The organism is Parafrankia sp. BMG5.11, from assembly GCF_004337455.1.
In genome coordinates this window covers 51,417-68,426 of record NZ_SJXI01000023.1, presented here as the reverse complement: position 1 = coordinate 68,426, position 17,010 = coordinate 51,417, and the positions used below count along the sequence as shown (strand labels likewise).

General features: G+C 70.0%; 16 protein-coding genes. 9 read left to right on the top strand and 7 right to left on the bottom strand.

The features are described 5' to 3' along the window. Nucleotides 1-11 precede the first annotated feature (11 nt). Nucleotides 12-440, bottom strand: coding sequence for a TauD/TfdA family dioxygenase (locus tag E0504_RS53500; RefSeq protein WP_160144285.1), 429 nt, complete (start codon nucleotides 438-440; stop codon nucleotides 12-14). Nucleotides 441-627: 187 nt separating this feature from the next. Here E0504_RS53500 and E0504_RS17445 point away from each other — a divergent pair, with 187 nt between their 5' ends. The 6 genes from E0504_RS17445 (at nucleotide 628) to E0504_RS17420 (ending at nucleotide 7,694) form a co-directional block, all read left to right on the top strand. After that, nucleotides 628-1,848, top strand: coding sequence for a CaiB/BaiF CoA-transferase family protein (locus E0504_RS17445; protein WP_112106681.1), 1,221 nt, complete (start codon nucleotides 628-630; stop codon nucleotides 1,846-1,848). Between the two features lie 13 nt (nucleotides 1,849-1,861). After that, nucleotides 1,862-2,986 carry an amidohydrolase family protein gene (locus tag E0504_RS17440; protein WP_112106682.1) on the top strand — a complete coding sequence of 375 codons (1,125 nt, stop codon included), beginning with the start codon at nucleotides 1,862-1,864 and terminating at the stop codon, nucleotides 2,984-2,986. Further along, on the top strand, nucleotides 2,983-3,414 hold the full coding sequence (locus tag E0504_RS17435; protein WP_112106683.1) for a VOC family protein: 432 nt from the start codon (nucleotides 2,983-2,985) through the stop codon (nucleotides 3,412-3,414). The genes E0504_RS17440 and E0504_RS17435 overlap by 4 nt, the downstream gene beginning before the upstream one ends. 5 nt (nucleotides 3,415-3,419) lie before the next feature. Further along, complete coding sequence (locus tag E0504_RS17430; protein ID WP_112106684.1) at nucleotides 3,420-4,130, top strand: GntR family transcriptional regulator; 711 nt, start codon at nucleotides 3,420-3,422, stop codon at nucleotides 4,128-4,130. Nucleotides 4,131-4,303: 173 nt separating this feature from the next. Then, nucleotides 4,304-6,637 carry a xanthine dehydrogenase family protein molybdopterin-binding subunit gene (locus E0504_RS17425; protein ID WP_112106685.1) on the top strand — a complete coding sequence of 778 codons (2,334 nt, stop codon included), beginning with the start codon at nucleotides 4,304-4,306 and terminating at the stop codon, nucleotides 6,635-6,637. 55 nt (nucleotides 6,638-6,692) lie between these two features. Then, the gene (locus E0504_RS17420; protein WP_112106728.1) at nucleotides 6,693-7,694 is read left to right on the top strand and encodes a sucrase ferredoxin; all 1,002 of its coding nucleotides are present in this window, start codon (nucleotides 6,693-6,695) and stop codon (nucleotides 7,692-7,694) included. Nucleotides 7,695-7,793: 99 nt separating this feature from the next. Here E0504_RS17420 and E0504_RS17415 read toward each other — a convergent pair whose 3' ends face one another. Next, complete coding sequence (locus tag E0504_RS17415) at nucleotides 7,794-9,218, bottom strand: acyl-CoA reductase (protein ID WP_071065102.1); 1,425 nt, start codon at nucleotides 9,216-9,218, stop codon at nucleotides 7,794-7,796. Then, nucleotides 9,215-10,567 (bottom strand): hypothetical protein, encoded by a 1,353-nt coding sequence (locus tag E0504_RS17410; protein ID WP_112106687.1) that lies wholly within the window; start codon nucleotides 10,565-10,567, stop codon nucleotides 9,215-9,217. Before E0504_RS17410 ends, E0504_RS17415 begins: the two co-directional genes overlap by 4 nt. Nucleotides 10,568-10,675: 108 nt before the next feature. Here E0504_RS17410 and E0504_RS17405 point away from each other — a divergent pair, with 108 nt between their 5' ends. Further along, complete coding sequence (locus tag E0504_RS17405) at nucleotides 10,676-11,323, top strand: TetR/AcrR family transcriptional regulator (RefSeq protein WP_112106688.1); 648 nt, start codon at nucleotides 10,676-10,678, stop codon at nucleotides 11,321-11,323. Nucleotides 11,324-11,380: 57 nt separating this feature from the next. On the opposite strand, the gene E0504_RS17400 is transcribed toward E0504_RS17405, so the two are convergent. The 4 genes from E0504_RS17400 to E0504_RS17385 all read right to left on the bottom strand — a co-directional run bounded on the left by E0504_RS17400 (nucleotide 11,381) and on the right by E0504_RS17385 (nucleotide 14,464). Continuing rightward, entirely contained in the window at nucleotides 11,381-12,949 is a 1,569-nt protein-coding gene (locus E0504_RS17400; protein ID WP_131625111.1) for a polyamine aminopropyltransferase, read from the bottom strand. Nucleotides 12,950-12,977: 28 nt separating this feature from the next. After that, entirely contained in the window at nucleotides 12,978-13,421 is a 444-nt protein-coding gene (locus tag E0504_RS17395) for a DUF350 domain-containing protein (RefSeq protein WP_112106690.1), read from the bottom strand. Between the two features lie 75 nt (nucleotides 13,422-13,496). Further along, a complete protein-coding gene (locus E0504_RS17390) occupies nucleotides 13,497-13,961 on the bottom strand; it encodes a DUF4247 domain-containing protein (RefSeq protein WP_112106691.1) in 465 nt (154 codons plus the stop codon). Further along, nucleotides 13,958-14,464, bottom strand: a complete 507-nt coding sequence (locus tag E0504_RS17385; RefSeq protein ID WP_112106692.1) for a DUF2617 family protein — start codon at nucleotides 14,462-14,464, stop codon at nucleotides 13,958-13,960. Before E0504_RS17385 ends, E0504_RS17390 begins: the two co-directional genes overlap by 4 nt. 351 nt (nucleotides 14,465-14,815) lie before the next feature. Between E0504_RS17385 and E0504_RS17380 the strand changes: the two genes are divergently transcribed. Further along, nucleotides 14,816-15,421, top strand: a complete 606-nt coding sequence (locus E0504_RS17380; RefSeq protein WP_112106693.1) for a GNAT family N-acetyltransferase — start codon at nucleotides 14,816-14,818, stop codon at nucleotides 15,419-15,421. 247 nt (nucleotides 15,422-15,668) lie between these two features. Beyond that, on the top strand, nucleotides 15,669-17,003 hold the full coding sequence (locus E0504_RS17375; protein WP_112106694.1) for a cytochrome P450: 1,335 nt from the start codon (nucleotides 15,669-15,671) through the stop codon (nucleotides 17,001-17,003). Nucleotides 17,004-17,010: the final 7 nt, after the last annotated feature.

The window sequence follows — 17,010 nt, the reverse complement described above, 5'->3', positions numbered from 1 at the left end:
GACGCGCTGCATTACCCGGGGGTGCCGTAGTCGGGCACGGCGTAGTGCTGGACGGCGAGGTTGTCCCAGATCGCCAGGTCGTTGGGGGCCCACCGGTATCGCATGGTGAAGTCGGGCGATTTCACGTGCTCGAACAGGAGCGCGAGCAGGTGGGCGCTTTCGGCGGGCTGCAGCTCCACGATGCGGGTGGTCCATGCCTCGTTGACGAACAGGGCTTTCCGTGCAGCGCCTGCCGTATGGCCCGCACCGTGTCCGGGCCGAGCGGCTCGCGGAGATCGACACCGCTGATGGTCGCTCCCACCACCGGCGTCACCGGCTGTACGTCCGGAGCCGTCGTTGTCGCCATCTCGTCTTCCTCCCTGGCGTGGTGTGTGCGGACCTGACGCGCCGCTGCCCAGGCGGCGATGAGACGACGGGCCGGTGGGGAGTTTTCGCCGCACCGTCGTGACCTTTCGCGGCGGCTGGGTGACGTCTGGAGCGTCCTCGGGAAGTCGGGACGGAACGAGGCCAGGCGTGAGGAAGCGACCGGACGTCGTCCCAGGTGTATACAACTGCTGGGGCAATGTTGTATACAAGTCTCATGCCGAAGACCGGATGGGGCGACACCGAAGACGGGAGGACGAGCCCGTGCCGGATCAGCTCAGGTACGACCTGCTGGCGGGCGTGAAGGTGGTCGAGGTGGCGGCGTGGCTGTTCGCGCCGTCGTGTGGGGCGATCCTCGCTGACTGGGGCGCCGACGTCATCAAGATCGAGCCGACGCGGAACGGCGGTGATCCTTATCGGGGGTTCTTCCACACCGGCCCGGTGAACCCGACGATCGAGCTGGCCAACCGGGGCAAGCGCAGCGCGGCCGTCGATCTGTCGACGCCCGCTGGCCACGAGGTGCTGTTACGCCTGGTCGCGGACGCCGACGTGTTCATCACCAACCTGCTGCCCGATCCGCGGGGGCGGCTCGGCGTCGAGATCGCCGACATCCGGGCGGCCAATCCCTCGATCATCTACGTGCGGGCCAGCGGCTACGGGCCTCGTGGCCCGGATGCCGAGACCCCCGGCTTCGACGCCGCGGTCGCGTGGGCCCGCGTCGGCATCGCCCAGTTCCTCACCCCGCCGGACGCCCGCCAACCGACCCATCCGCCGGGCGGCATCGGCGACTGCGTCGGGGGGCTCGGCGGTGCCGGCGCCGTCGCCGCCGCCCTGTTCAAGCGGGCGAGCACGGGCGTCCCGTCGGAGGTCGACATCTCGCTGCTCGCCGGCGGCATGTGGATGAACGCCACCGTCCTGATGACGGAGGCCAACGCCGGGCCGGAGGGCCCGCTGATGCAACGGGCCGACCGTCGGACGGTCCGCAATCCGCTGTCGAACAGTTATCAGACGAAGGACGGCCGCTGGCTGTCGATGGTCGTCATCCAGCCAGACCCGCACTGGCGCGGCTTCTGCGACCATATCGGCCGGCCGGAGTTGGCCGACGACCCGCGCTTCGTGGACTTCAACGCCCGGATGACGCACAACGCCGAACTTATCGGCCTGCTTGACGAGGTGTTCGCGTCCCGCACCGTGAACGAGTGGCGCGAAGCGCTGGCCACGTTCACCGGGGTGTGGGACGTGCTTCAGACACCCGCCGAGGTCGTGCACGATCCGCAGGTGCTGGCCAACGGCTACCTCGTCCCGGGGGAGGATCCCGGGCCGCCGCTGTCGGTCGTGGCATCGCCGGCGCAGTTCGACGGGCAGCCGCTCACCGCGATGCGGCGGGCGCCCGAGCACGGTCAGCACACGGAGGAGGTCCTCCTGGCGTGTGGCTACTCGTGGGACGACATCACCGCTCTCAAGGAGCAGGGTGCCGTCATCTGAGAAGGGAACGCACATGGATTACAAGGTCATCTCGGCGGACAACCACATCATCGAGGCGCCGCACACGTTCACCACCTACCTGCCCAAGGAGTACCGGGACCGGGCGCCGCGCATCCTGCGCGGCGCGGACGGTGGTGACGGCTGGAGCTTCGACGGCAAGCCGCCGGGCAAGACGTTCGGGCTGAACGCCGTAGCCGGCCGCCCGTTCGAGGACTACAAGGCCAGCGGCCTGACCGTCGATGAGATCCTCCCGGGCAACTACGACGGCGCCGCCCACCTGAAGGACATGGATGCCGACGGTGTGGATGCCGCCACCATCTACCCGATGGCCTCTCTCACGTCGTACACGCTCGACGATCGACCCTTCGCCCTCGCCATCCTGCGGGCCTACAACGACTGGCTGCTCGACGAGTTCTGCGCCGTCAACCCGCGGCGGCTCATCGGTCTGCCGCTCCTGCCGGTCGACGACGGCATGGACGTCCTGCTCGCCGAACTCGAGCGGGTGGCTGCCAAGGGCGCCAAGGGCGCCTTCCTCCCCTACTGGAGCGAGCGCCCGTACTACGACAGCTACTACGAGCCGCTCTGGACGGCGGCCGAGCAGGCACCGGTGACGCTGTGCATCCACCGCACCATGGGCGGGAAGGAACCGGCGGGGCAGGCCACCCCGAGGCCGGAGGCCGCCGCGGGTGTCAACCTCGCCGGTATCGTCCAGCGGTTCTTCACCGGCGTCGCGCCGTTCTCCCAGCTGACCTTCACCGGTGTGTTCGAACGGCACCCCGGCCTGAAGTTCGTCGACGCCGAGGTCAACTTCGGGTGGCTGCGGTTCTGGGCCCTGATGATGGACCAGGAGTTCGAGCGCCAGAAGCACTGGGCCAACCCGCCGCTGCACACCCCGCCCCACGAGTTCATCGGCAAGAACCTTTTCGTCAGTGTGCTCGACGACTTCGTCGGCTTCGAAGACGCCAAGCGCGACCCGCTCGTGGCGTCGGCCGCCATGTTCTCCATCGACTACCCGCACAGCGGGACGCTGTTCCCGAAGACCCAGCAGTACATCGCCGAGCTGACCCCAGGCCTCGACGACGACCGCAAGCACGCCATCCTCGCGGGGAACGCCGTGCGGGTGTTCAACCTCGCGTGATCGACCCGAACCTCGACCATGTCGGCCTCGTGGTGCCGGAGCTCGAGCCGGCGATGGCGGCGCTGTCCGCCCAGCTCGGCCTGGAGTGGATGGGGATCTTCGAGCCCACGCTGGTGATGCGCGACGACGAGCACGGCACCCGCGACGTCCAGCTCAGGATTGCCGTCACGGCGCAGTACCCGCGCCTGGAATTGATCCAGACGATTCCGGACTCACCGTGGGCGCTTGTCGAGAGCGGCATGCTCCTGCACCACCTCGCCTACTACACGGGCGACCTGGCGGCGGACAGCGGCCGGCTGGCCGGGCCGTGCCCGATCGAGATCCATGGTGTCGGCGCGGACGGGAAGACCCCGAAAAGGTTCACCTACCATCTGCACAACGGGCTGCGGTTCGAACTCCTTGATCAACATTCCGGTAGGGCAGAATAAGGGCGGTGACACAGCCGACGCCGACCCAGGGTTCGCCCGCTCGCGGCAACGTGCAGGCACTCGTCGATACCATCCGTGGACGGATCATCCGCGGCCAGTTCGCGCCCGGCCAGCGTCTTAAGGAGGAGTGGCTCGCCGCCGAGTTCGGCGTGTCGCGGATCCCGATGCGGGAGGCGCTGCGGGCGCTGGCGTCCGAGGGATTCGTCCGGTCCGAACGCTATGGCGGCACCTTCGTCGCCACCCTGGACGCCGAGGCCGCCCATGACCTGCTCGATGTGCGGGCGGTCCTGGAGCCGCTGGCCGCGGCGCAGGCGGCGATGCGGTGCACCCCCGAGCACCTCGAGACGTTCCGCCGGCTCCTCGACGAGGGTGACCGGGCGTTCCGGGAGCGGCGGCCCGAGGACACCCGCACCGTAAAGGGGCAGCTCTACGAGCATCTGGCAGTGGCGTCCGGGAACAGCACGCTGATCGCACTGATGCGTGTCGTGCGCTTCAAGATTGAATGGGCCACCTCAATCGAGCTCATCGAGCAGATTCCGGAGGAGACGCGGAACCTCCGGGCGAAGCTCGTTCGCGAAATGGTCGATGCGATGGCTGACCGCGATCCCGCTCGGGCGGCGACGGCGGTGGCGGCCATCATCGACGCGACCTATGCCTCCCAAGGCTGGCGGCGTGTCGTCGACGTGCGGTTCGAAGCCGCCAGCAAGTCCCCATAGCTAATCGCGCGGAGGAGGTCACGAGCCTTGTCACGGTTCTTATGCATAGGCGCACGTGAAGATCGGAGCTCACCCGTTCCGGTCCCCGGCCCCGGCTGCGGACTCGCGGAGCGACGCGGAAGGTCGGCGCCGGCGTTCGGTGGCGCGGCGGTACCTGAGCCGGTGTCGTACCGATGAGATTCGTCGGCGAGCGGGTGGCGAGAGTCGAGGACCCGCGGTTGTTGACGGGCCGCGGAAAGTTCGTCGACGACGTGACGTTGCCGCGCATGCTCCATGTCGCTTTCGTGCGCAGCCCCATGGCCCACGCTCGGATCAACAGCATCGACACCTCGGCGGCGCGAGCGGTGCCCGGCGTCGTGGCGGTGTTCACCGGCGCCGACCTGGCAGCCGGCTGCAATCCCCTCACGGGATTGCGCAATGGACCGAAATGGCCGACGTTCCGTGCTTTGCCCACGGACAAGGCGAGGTTCGTCGGCGATCCGCTCGTGATGGTCGTGGCCGACAGCCGGTACATAGCCGAGGACGCGTGCGAGCTGGTCGACATCGACTACGAGCCGCTTCCGGCGGTGACCGGTTACGAGACCGCCCTCGACCCCGCATCACCGGCCATCTTCGACGAACTCGGCGACAACATCGTGGCGACGAGCCCACCCGTCACCCTGGGTGACATCGATGCCGCCTTCGCCGAGGCCGACCAGGTGGTGCGGGCGACCTTGCGCCAACACCGTGTCGCCAACGTCCCCCTGGAAACGAGGGGCGGGATCGCCGACTACGACCCGGCCTCGGGGGAGCTGACCTTCATCGCATCGACCCAGACCCCGCACGGCCTGCGTCAGGCACTGGCCCAGGCTCTCGACCATCCCTTGGAACGGCTGCGGGTGCTTGCGGGTGACGTGGGTGGTGGCTTCGGCCTCAAGGGTGTGGTGGGGCGCGAGGACTTCTGCATCGCGCTGGCCAGTAAGCGGCTCGGCCGTCCGGTCAAATGGGTGGAGGACCGCAACGAGCACCTTCTCGCGTCCGGCCACGCCCGAGAAGAGAAGATCGACGCGGAACTCGCGCTGAAGGCCGACGGCACGCTGCTCGGGTTGAAGGTGAAGCTCGTCCTGGATGGCGGCGCCTACCCGGCGGTGCCGTTCAGCTGCACGATCTACCCTGAGATGATCTGTACGTCGCTGCCCGGCCCGTACCACATCAAAGCCTACAAATATGAAAGCGCCGTCGTCGCCAGCAACAAGGCTACGTACGTCGCCTACCGGGGCCCGTGGGAGATGGAGGTGTGGACGCGGGAACGGCTGCTTGACATCGCGGCCCACGAGCTGGGGCTCGACCCCGCCGACATCCGGCGCCGGAACCTGGTGGCCGGCGAGCCCGGCGACCAGATCATCACAGGCCGCGGCCTCGAGGGCATCACCTCGCGCCGCTCCCTCGAGCAGGCCCTGGACCTCGTCGATTACGACGGGTTCCGCAAGGAGCAGGTAGCCGCCCGTGCCGCGGGCCGCTACCTCGGCATCGGGTTCGCCATCTTCATGGAAGCAGCGCCCGGGCCGCCGGAGCTGCGCGGCAAAGGTGCGCCCTTCGGCGGCGAACAGGCGAAGGCGGCGCTCCAGGCCGACGGTCATCTCCTCGTGACCACCGGTCAGGCCCCGCACGGCCAGGGCCACGAGACGACGCTCGCCCAGGTCGCGGCCGACCAGATGGGTATTCCGCTCGACCACGTGCGGGTGGTCCACGGCGACACCCGTCAGACCCCGTTCAACCTCATCGGCACCGGCGGCAGCCGGGCCGGCACGTGGGCGACGGGTGCCGTGATCGTGACGACCAGGCGGCTGAAGGAAAAGGTGCTGGACATCGCGGCCCACCGGCTGCAGATCGATCCTGGCGACCTCGACATCGTCGACGGGATGGTGACACCGAAGGGGGCGCCGGACAAGGCGATCCCGCTGGCCGACGTGGCGAAGCTGGCGATGATGGCGCCCATGTTCCTCCCGCCGGGCACCGACGTGTCCTTGACGGCGCAGGAGCGCTTCGACGGGTCCGCCGTCACCAGCAGCGGTTGGTCGGGCGGCGCGCATGTCTGCACCGTCGAGGTAGACATCGCCACGGGGCAGGTCCGGATACTTCGTTACGTCGTTGTCGAGGACTGCGGACGGGTGGTCAACCCCGCGATCGTCGAGGGTCAGATCTGCGGCGGTATCGCGCAGGGCATCGGCGAGGTGCTGTACGAGAACGCCGCCTACGACGCCGACGGCAACTTCCTCGCCGCCACGTTCATGGACTACCTGCTCCCGACCGCTGCCGAGATCCCGCACATCGAGATCGAACACATCGATTCCGCAGGCCTCGGCGACTTCGACTTCCACGGTGTCGGCGAAGGCGGGGCGCTGGCAGCCCCGGCGACGCTGACCAACGCCGTGGCGGACGCTCTGCTGCCCTTCGGAGCTCGGGTGGTCGACCAGTACCTTCCCCCAGCGAAGATCCTCGAGCTGGCGGGCGTGATCTCTGCCTGACACTCGTCCACCAGTTGCCCGAAACAGTCCGCAGTCATAGCGGAAGGTGGCCTTCGTGAGCCTCCGTACCACGTCCCCGGCACTGTCCTACCGTTGTGCGCCCTGGACGCACGCGCAGGGCGTCGACCCGGTCGGGTCCGCGCTGACCTGCGACACGCTCGTGCTCATCGAGGTGTCACCGCCCTGGCCCAGGGACGTCGGCGAGATACCGGCCTTCGCCGACCTCCAGCGGCGTAACCTTCGCCGAACCAGGGTGCTGGCGGTCAGACCCCCTGCGGACGACCTCAACGACCCGATCGGGAAGGCTGGCGTCCCGCTGGGCTCCGCGGTCGCCAGCGATCAGCCGGGACCGAGCGTCGGGCGCGGCGTGCGGGTGACGATCTGGCGCCGGGTGGACTCGGGCCGTTTCGTGGGTACCGACCACCTCGTGCCCTCCGAAGGCATCGCCGACGAGGTCGCCCGGCTGCTCGAGGCGCCGCAGGCGGACCCGACGAGCCGGATCGCACCCGCCGAGGTGCTGCTGTGTGGGCACGGCGCGCGGGACCGCTGCTGCGCGCGGCTGGGGACTCGCCTGGCGCTGGACGTGGCCGCGGCCTGGCCGGGTGTGCGTGTCCGCCGGTGCAGCCACACCGGCGGACACCGCTTCGCGCCGACCGGGTTCACACTGCCGGACGGGCGGGCCTGGGGGTTCCTCGACGCCGAGACCCTCGACGCGATCGTGCGCCGGTCCGGGCCGCCGCCGCTGCGGGGCCACTACCGCGGTGACACCGCGCTGGACACCTGGGGCCAGGTGGCCGAACGGGAGCTGTTCGAGCGGTTCGGCTGGGCCTGGCTGGACCACCAGCTCACCTCCGCACGCACCGAGATCGCCGCCGGGGGACGGTCGGCCACCGTGCAGCTGGCCTGGGGTGGACCGACCGGACCCGCGGCAGCGACCGCGAGGATCGACGTCATCCGCGACGTTCCCGTCCTCGTCTGCGGCGAGCCTCCCGAGCGGGCCGAGAAGACGGCACCGGAACTGGCACTACGCTCCATCAACCTCGCCGGCAGAGGCTGATCATGCCTTGGTCCAGTACAGCCGCATCGGATTGTGGGCCGGGAGCTTCTGCTGTCCTGCCGGCCGGGACTGCCGGTCACCGGTGGCGGGAACGTGTTCCTACTGTGGTCCGGCCCCGTCCTCGTGGGCCATCCAGTGGACGAAGCGGTGCAGCGGGTACATGGCGTCGTGCGGGTTGCCGATCGTGCTCGGCCCCGCCTCGCCCAGCCGGACGATGCGCTGCGCGCCGCCACTGGCCAGCCGGTCGCGGTAGTCGGCCATCCGTGCGAAGGGATAGAAGCCGACCGTCTGGGTTGCCACGTTGACGTACCTCATCGCCTCGTCGAGCGAGTCCACCCGGACCACGTTCGCGGTCTTGTTGATCGGGTGGAAGTCCACGGGCTCGTCCGAACGGATCACCAGCCCCCGGCCGTCGGTCTTTCCCCAGACGCCGAACTCGTCGTCGAGCATCATCAGCACGTCGATCTGCTCGCGCAGGTCGGCGTCGAGCGGACGGGCGTCACCCGAGGCGGCCGCCTTCTCGACGATGCGCGCGTGGAGCCGCTCGCTGAAGCGGTCCGCGTCGGCCTGGTCCGCCTCGACGAAGACGAAACGGCTGGCGACGCAGGCCTCCTGGTTGAGGATCATGACGTCGCCGGCGGCGAGCTCGGTGGCGACGTCGAGCGCCTCCTCGGAGGCGAAGGCCTCCCTGCCGACCATCGAGACCGACGTCTTGGGGTCGAACGAGACAAGCTGGAAGCCCGGCCCGAGGTACTTGATCACGTTGTTGATCGCGTCGCCGCCGCCCCAGGCCACGATCTTGTCGAAGTACTGCGGGCGATAGAGCACCTGCTCCACCGCGTCGTCGCCGCCGCGCCAGTAGACCGCCGACATCGATCTCACGATGGGGTGGCCGGGGTCGATGTCCGCCATCGTCCGCAGGACCGCCACCGTGGTGAAGGGGTCGCTGGAGGACATCTTGAACAGGTTGACGGCCTTCACCAACGCGCCCTGGGCGATGGACTTCACCGCGACGCCCGGCGAGTTGCCCGGCAACACGTGGATCAGTCGGGGCGCGAAGGCGCGGATGTAGCTCTTCCGGCCGGTGAAGTCCTGCTTGGGCACCCATTCGTCCAGGGCCCTGGGGTCGGGGAAGTTCTGCTCCACCACAGTCTCGAGCAGGCGCTTGTCGAGATAGGCGGCGGCGCCCTTGACCTGCCCCTCCAGCACCGCACGGGGCAGCACGTGGGTGCCGGCCATGCGATCGATGCAGTCCTGCATGAAGGTGTTCCGGGGATCGCGGATCCGCTCGCCCGTCTCGACGAGGAAATCGATGATCTCCTTGAGCGGGACGTTCAGCAGCGGCGGCACCTCGGTGCGCGGGTGCACCGCCTTGTCCATGGCGATCCGCGGCGTGGCGAAGGTGACGCCCAGGTCGCGCGAGCGGTGCGTGACGTCCCGGCCCTCGGAAAGCTCGCCGCGAAGGAAGAACGGCGCGGAGACGATCGCGTCGGCGGACTGGGGCCGAATGTCGGTGACGCTCATGAAAGGCCTCGCACGTACGCGTCGACGGTACCGGCACAGCCGATCTTGTCATCGCCGCCCTTGAGGTCGGCGTAACGGGTGATGTTGTTCCGCACCGAGGGCCCCTTCTGGCCGCACGCGCAGGGGCTCAGATCGAGCGAGATCTTGTCGCCGGTGATGATCCCGCCCCAGCGTCCGTCGAGCGAGAGGTCGAAGAAGGCGGCCCGGCCCTCGACCTCGCCGCTCTCGTGCGGCAGCAGCGTTTCGCCCGCCTCGTCGAGGATGAACGGAACGATCCACGGCGGCACGTGGTAGCGGTTGCCCTTCTGGCACTTGGGCATGCCGGAGTTGAGTTCCTGCATCGAGTAGTTCTGGAAATCCCGGCTGGCCGGGATGTTGAACGTCTCGTGGACGAACTCCTGGTAGTCCGGCGGCAGCTGCGCGCGCTTGAGCCCGCCGCCGACGTAGAGGCAGTTGTCGGGGTGGAAGTCCTTCGCCGAATAGCCCATGTCGCGCACGATCCTGGCCGCCTGGTACAGCGAGTTCCACATGCCGGCGATGTAGAGCTTCTCGTCGCGGTATCGGATGAGCGCCTCGGCGCCGGTGATCATCGCCTTGTCGAGGGCTTCCTGCCGCTCCCTGGAGGTCCGCTCGAAGTCGGCCAGCTCGCCGGGCAGCGCGGTGCCGTCGGCGATCTTCTTGCGGAGCACGACCATCCTGGTCAGCGACCCGACCGTGATCGGCGGGATCGGCAGGCTGAAACGCTCCCTGGCGGGATCGCTGAACGCCGCCTGCTGCGCCTCCGCGATGACCATGTTCTTCGGCACGGCGGCGGTCGCCCCCACGCCGATCATCCGTCGGTCCCGCGCCGGCTTCACTCCCGAGCCCCAGGAGAACACGTTGACCGTGTCGACGCGCGACCAGGTCATGTCCTGCTCCGACGCGAGCAGCATCGCCGACTTGCCCGTCGTGCCGCTGGAGCAGGAGACGTAGTGGCCCTTGGCCTGCAGACGTCCGATCCAGTCGTCGATGTCGGTGATGTCGGAGGTCTCGATCGGGCTGATCGGGTAGGGCGAGACGGTGCCCAGCCACTTGCCGAGCCGGTCCCACTTCTCCTCGATCAGGAAGCTCTCCGGGTAGCTCTTGTAGACGCTGTGCGGGAAGAGCAGCGCGACCATGTCCTCGCGGCTGCGGATCTCGGTGGTGCCGGCCTCGCGGGCCCGGTGCGCGAGCAGCCTGATGCGCTCCCTGCGCTCCTGGAACCGCTCGTTCAGAGCGGCTAACTGCGTCTCGCGCAGCTCGGCGGGGGAGTGATCGAACCGATCCTCGGCATCGACCAGCCGGGTCAGTGTCTCGATGGCTGAGCTCACAGGGCATCCTTACTGTTCGTGTTGGTGGCCGGGTCCGGAGAACGGCACCTGATGCGTATCATTAATCGAACCTGGCGGCGGCGCAAGAGGGAAGTCGAGCGAGGCGACATGCAGAACGGAGTCGCACCCACCCGGCGCGGGGCGGGGCGCCCCACCCGCGAGCAGGCCGAGGCGCGCCACGAGGAGCTCCTCGACACCGCGCTCGACCTGTTCCTGGAGCGAGGCTTCGAGCTGGCGACGATCGAGATGATCGCCGCCCGGGTCAACATGACCAAGCGCACGGTCTACGCCCGCTACCCCGACAAGGCCGCGCTGTTCCGCGCGGCGGTCCAGCGCGCCATCGAGCGCCAGATCGTGCCCCAGGCCGTGCTCGAGGGCCTGGACAACGGCGACCTGGCCGAAACGCTCGAGGGGATCGCCCGACTACGGATCACTCAGGTGGCGACACCCAACGGCCTGCGCCTGCAGCGGATCATCAACACCGAGAGCTACCGCTTCCCCGAGATCTTCACCATCAGCTTCGAGCAGAGCGGCAGGCCGGTGATCGAGTTCGTCGCCGGCGTGCTCGAGCGTGCGGTCGCCGACGGCACGATCGCGCCCACCAATCCCAGACTCGCCGCATCCGTCTTCATGAGCATGCTGGTCAGCGGTCCGGTGAGGACGATCGTGAGTGGCCACATGCCGACACAGAACGAACTGGACGAGAGGATCCAGTTCTCCGTTCGCCTGCTGCTCGACGGCCTCCGGCCACGCTGAGGACGACGAGGCGGTGGAGGTCTTCCATGACTCCACCGCCTTCTCCGGGGTGAAGTCCTAACGCTGGTAGCCGGTCCGCAGGTCGTCGACGATCCGTGGGCGGTCGAGCGTGGAGGGCTCGAGGGTGCGCGGAGGCCGGTCCGGCGGGAAGACCCCGGCGGCGGTGAGCACGGCCTGGTCGAGAAACCGGGCCGGGGTGGCCCGCTCGGAAAGCACGAGCGGCGCAGGTGTCCCCCCGGTGGTTGCCAGCACGAAGCCCCAGTCCCCGAAGCTCGGGACGTCGACGTGGTACGGCGTGGTGGCCAGGCCCGCGGCCCTGACCGTGCTCACCGTGCGCCAGTAGGCACTCGGTGTCGCGTACGGGCTGCCGGCCTGCACGGTGAGCAGGCCTCCGGGCGCGAGGACCGCCCGCACCAGGCCGTAGAACTCCTGCGAGTAGAGCCGGCCGAGCGCGGGTGTGTCCGGATCGGGCATGTCCACGACGACGGCGTCGAACGGCTCCGGCGGTGGGTCGCGCAGCCAGCGGAAGGCGTCGGCCACCACCACACGCACCCGCGGGTCGTTGAGCGCGGCACGGTTGAGTCGGGCGAAGGTCGTCCGGGCGAGTTCGATCATCCGCGGGTCCAGCTCCACCTGCACCACCTGCCGGACCGTGGGGTGGCGCAGCAGCTCGCGCGCGGCCAACCCGTCGCCGCCGCCGAGGACCAGGACACGGGCGGGATCACGGGCGAGTGCGGGGGCGACGAGCGCCTCGGTGTACCGGTGTTCGTCGGCGCTGGAGAACTGCAGGTCGCCGTCCAGGTAGAGGCGCAGGTCGCCGCCTCGGCGGGTCACGACGATCTCCTGGTACGCGGACCGGGTGGCGACCACGATCGGGTCCGCGTACAGCCGCTGGCGGGCGTCGGTCTCGATGTCACGTGCGCGGAGCAGCAGCGTGCCGAGCAGGGTGGCGGCGGCCAGGAGCGCGCCGAGCGCGGTGACGAGGGCACGTCTGGTCAGCCACCGCCGCAGCAGCAACGTGGCGACCACGGTCGCGGCTGTCAGGTTGACCAGCCCCGTCAGCGCGGCTCCGCGGATCATGCCGGCCGTGGGGAGCAGGACGAACGGCCAGACCAGCCCGCCGACGAGGGCGCCGGCGTAGTCGGCTGCGTTGAGGTCGGCGAGCAGCCGGCCGCTGGCCCGGGCGTCCACGTCGGTCCGGCCGGTCTGCAGGAGCGTGACAAGCAGCGGCAGCTCGGCGCCTACCAGCGTGCCGAGCAGCGCGGTGCCGAGGACGAGCACCGGTCCGCTCGTCGCGTAGAAGCTGAAGGTGACGTAGAGAGTGACGGCGCTGAGCCCGCCGAGGATTCCGAGCAGGGTCTCGACGGCGACGAAGGCGGCGGCCGCGTGCCCGAGGAAGGGCTTGACCAGCAGCGCCCCGGCGCCGAGGGCGGCGACGAATCCGGCGACGATCAGTGAGGTCTGGGTGATGCCGCCGCCGGCGAGGCTGGTCGACAGGGTGAGCAGGACCAGCTCGTACACCAGGCCGCAGGCGGCGCAGACCGCGACCGCGGCGAGCAGGAGCGGGCGGGTACGGGCGGGCAGCGGGCTGTCCGCCGATGTGGCCCTGGGGGTGTCCGTCGCCACGGCTGATGGCGTCAGGAAGCTGATGGCGTCAGGACAGCGCGGCCGCGTTGACCGCGCCGATCGCGAGCAGGCTGGTGGCGACCGCCCACGCCGCCGGGCTGAGTGTCGGCTCGTCGACGATCGCGCGCAGGTGCCCGGGCACGACGGCGTCGAGCACGCGGAGCGCGAGCGCCTGCAGCGCGACCCCGACGAGGCCGTAGACCGCCGAGTCGACAAGGCCCTGAGCCAGCGAGTCCGAGCTGGTCAGGACGGCCGTGACGACGATGACCGTCAGCGACAGGTGGTTGCCCGCGAGCAGGACGGCGGCGTTCGGCCGGCGGTCGACGTAGACCTGCCGGCGCAGGTTGCCGGGCGTGAGCAGGTCGAGGACCAGAAAACCCAGCGCGAGGACACCGACGCCGACCAGGAAGTAGAGCAGGGTGGCGGCGATGCCCTCGCCGAGGTCGCCGGCGTCCAGGCTGCCGAAGGTCACGAGGCTCTCCCGGTGGTGTGCGGGGGGACGGGGGGACGGTGCTGCGTGGCCGGGCCCCGGCGGCCCCGGCCCGGATCACTTCCCATCGCCGGGACCACCGTCCTTCCCGGCCGGCGAGCCGGGGGTGAACCCGCTGCCGAGGCGCGCGTACTGGCCATGGCTGAACCCGTCGTCGAGATCCTCTACCCGCACAGTGCTGCCGGCCCCGGCGGCCGCCGCGCTGACGATCACGATGTCGTCCGCGAAGCGGAGGTACTGGCTGCCTCCGTCGCTGGCCCGGGCGGCCGGCGCGACCCCGCCGGCGATGGCCGCGGCGGTCCGGTCGACCGGCTCGGTCGACAGGTAGCTCTCGGTGTCGCCCCGGGTGTCGGTGTGACGGTAGCTGTCGGCGAGCCAGCCCCGGACGTTGCTGTCGCCACCGCAGGCGGGTAGCACCGCGACGGCGAGGGCGAGCGGGACAGCCAACGCGACGCGGGCGCTGCGGGCAACGCGGGCGCTGCGGGCAACGCGGGCGACGCGGGCGACGTGGGCGGTGGTCATCGCGGCTCCCAGCGGCTGTGGGTGGTCACGATCTCGTGCGTGCGGGAGCCCGGGTAGAGGTGCCAGGTGTGCCACTGCCAGCCGCGCGGCATCGGCGCGCCGGTCAGGGCGGTCACCGCCCGCTCGTCGCCGGGGAAGGCGGCGCACAACCAGTCGGATCTCCCGGCCGCCCGGGTCCGCAGACTCGCCGCGAGCGCGTCGAGTTCGCGGCGATCGACGGTGCGCACCTGCGCCCTCAGGGTGTAGCCGTCCTGCTCCGCCCGCGACGGCAGCGGGCAGCCACCGGCCGCGACGGCGTCACAGGAGACCTCCTCGGTCAGTCGACGTGTGCCCGAGGAGGCGCTCACCGCGTGCGAGGCGCCCAGGACGGCCAGGGTCAGCATGCCGTGCGGCGCGTGCAGGTCGACGCTGGCCAGCGACGCGGGGCTCGGCGCGCCGAGCAGCAGGCCGAGGGAGGCGGCGCGGACGTCGCGGGGCACGACCGCCAGCTCGAGGGCGGTCATCGGACCGGGACCGCGCCGCGGCGGACCGGCACACAGGGGACCTCGGGCACCTGGGTCCTCTCCGGCGGGGAATGCTCGGCGAGAACATACCGGACTTATTGCTGCGACGGAACTTGTGCGTGTCCGCGTCGACCTACGGCGGTGACCCCAGCGGAGGCTCGAACGGGTGCGGTGTCCGGAGTCCTCGACGCGCGCGAAAGCAGCGCCGTTGAATTCCGGCGGCGAGGAGACGGGATTCGTCCTCGGAGACGACGCGACCCTGGATGACCCGACGCGGGCGCCATGCCGCACCAGGTCCGGCCGGTTCGCCGGATTCCCGTCCGATGGTCTGGGCTGGCAGACTTGCCGGTGATGGATCGTGGGGGCAGCGAGTTCGGTGGCGCGCGGGTGCGGCGGATCGGGCTCGGTGACGCCGAGGTTCTGCGGGCGGTGCGGCTGGCGGCCCTGGCCGACGCGCCGGGGGCGTTCTGGCGTACCTATGCCGACGAAGCGACCCGGCCGGGAGCGGACTGGGTGGAGCGAGCCCGGGTGGGCGCGTCCGGAGACGCGGACGTGACGTTCCTGGCCGAGCGGGATGGCGCGGTGGTCGGTTCGGTGTCGGCGCACACCCCGTCGGCGGCGCGGGACCTGCGGGAGCTGGCGGCGATGTGGGTGGCGCCGGTGGCCCGAGGCTCGGGCACGGCGGACGCTTTGTTGCTGGCGGTGCTGGACTGGGCCCGGGCGGCTGGCGCGGCCGGGGCCCGGCTGTGGGTGGTGCCGTCGAACGGGCCGGCCCGGCGGGTGTATGAGCGGCACGGGTTCGTGGTGGTCGGTGACCTGGAGCCGGTTACGGATGATCCGTCGGTGAAGGTGTACGTGCCGATGGTGCTGACGTTGGACGCGGCTGCCGCCGCGGATGCGGGTTACCGGGCGCGCGCCGCCTCGCCCTGGTCGGCGCCGACATCGGGTGAGGACTGAGCGGGTGGCGGGAAAGTCCATGCCGGACAAGGGCGTCGAAGGCGAGCGGGGACGTCGTCTACTCCGGCTGTAGTACGGCGGACAGCGTGTACCGCGCCATACGTAGCCGGTATTGCCTGCGGGGGGAGGACGACGGGCAGGGCTTGTTCGGACACGCTTGTGCGGGGAAGTCAGATCTGCGGGCACGGTCGTCCACCAGACAGAACGACCACCGGCTCCGGCTCGTATGAAGGGATCTGTAGAGACTGTGCGCGAATTCGAGGCGATGGACTTCTTCCGCGACGAGACCCTCGTCGCGGACCCGTACCCTTACCTCGACGCCCTGCGGCGGAAATGCCCCGTACAACGGGAACGCCACCACGACGTGGTGATGGTGACCGGCTACGAGGAGGCGGTGGAGGTCTTCCACGACTCCGAGGCGTTCTCGTCCTGCATCTCGGTGACGGGTCCGTTCCCCGGCTTCCCGGTCCCGCTCGACGGTGACGACGTCTCCGCGCTGATCGAGCGGCATCGCCATGAGCTGCCGATGAACGACCAGCTCCCGACGATGGACCCGCCCACCCACACCGATCATCGCGCGCTGCTGATGCGGCTGATCACCCCTAAGCGCCTCAAGGAGAACGAGGCGCTGATGTGGGACCTTGCCGACCGCATGCTCGACCCGTTCCTCACTCCTGGTGAGGGAGAGTTCATCAGCGGATTCGCCGGACCGTTCACACTGCTCGTCATCGCGGACCTTCTGGGCGTCCCCGAGGAGGACCAGGACGAGTTTCTCGACAAACTGCAGCGCCAGCCGGCACAGACCGGCGGCGTCGGCGGCACCGGAGCGGAGACCCTGGCCCACAGTCCGCTGGAGTTTCTCCACGGGAAGTTCACCGGCTACATCGAGGACCGTCGCCGCAGCCCCCGCGCCGACGTGCTGACCGGTCTGGCCGGCGCGACGTTCCCGGACGGATCGACACCCGAGGCCATCGACGTGGTGCGGGTGGCCGCGAACCTCTTCTCCGCCGGTCAGGAAACCACGGTGCGCCTGCTCGGTTCGGCGTTGAAGATCCTGGCTGAGCGGCCCGACCTCCAGCGGCGGCTTCGTGCCGAGCGGGAGCGCATCCCGGCCTTCATCGAGGAGACCCTGCGCTGGGAGAGCCCGGTCAAGGGCGACTTCCGGCTCTCCCGGGTGCCGGTCACGGTGGGTGGGGTGCAGTTGCCCGCCGGCACCACGGTGATGGTGGTCAACGGGGCGGCCAACCGCGACCCACGCCGCTTCGAGAACCCGGAGACGTTCGACGTCGCCCGTTCCAACGCCCGCCAGCATCTGGCTTTCGGGCGTGGGATCCACAGCTGCCCCGGCGCGCCGTTGGCACGGGCCGAGGCACGGGCGAGTCTTGAACGGCTGTTGGACCGCACCACCGACATCCGCGTCAACGAGCGGGTGCACGGCCCGGCCGGCAACCGCCGCTACGAGTACATGCCCACCTTCATCCTGCGTGGGCTGACCGCCCTGCACCTGGAGTTCGACCTCGCGCCGGCACCGCCACGTGACTGCCCGCCCGCCGGCTCACCTGTCGGATGGATCAAGGGCTGACGCTGCC

Bases quoted from the DNA above. Each gene is read 5' to 3' on its own strand.
- E0504_RS17440 (WP_112106682.1), top strand. From the start codon at position 1,862: ATGGATTACAAGGTCATCTCGGCGGACAACCACATCATCGAGGCGCCG.
- E0504_RS17425 (WP_112106685.1), top strand. From the start codon at position 4,304: ATGAGATTCGTCGGCGAGCGGGTGGCGAGAGTCGAGGACCCGCGGTTG.
- E0504_RS17415 (WP_071065102.1), bottom strand. From the start codon at position 9,218: ATGAGCGTCACCGACATTCGGCCCCAGTCCGCCGACGCGATCGTCTCC.
- E0504_RS17405 (WP_112106688.1), top strand. From the start codon at position 10,676: ATGCAGAACGGAGTCGCACCCACCCGGCGCGGGGCGGGGCGCCCCACC.
- E0504_RS17390 (WP_112106691.1), bottom strand. From the start codon at position 13,961: ATGACCACCGCCCACGTCGCCCGCGTCGCCCGCGTTGCCCGCAGCGCC.
- E0504_RS17385 (WP_112106692.1), bottom strand. From the start codon at position 14,464: ATGACCGCCCTCGAGCTGGCGGTCGTGCCCCGCGACGTCCGCGCCGCC.
- E0504_RS17380 (WP_112106693.1), top strand. From the start codon at position 14,816: ATGGATCGTGGGGGCAGCGAGTTCGGTGGCGCGCGGGTGCGGCGGATC.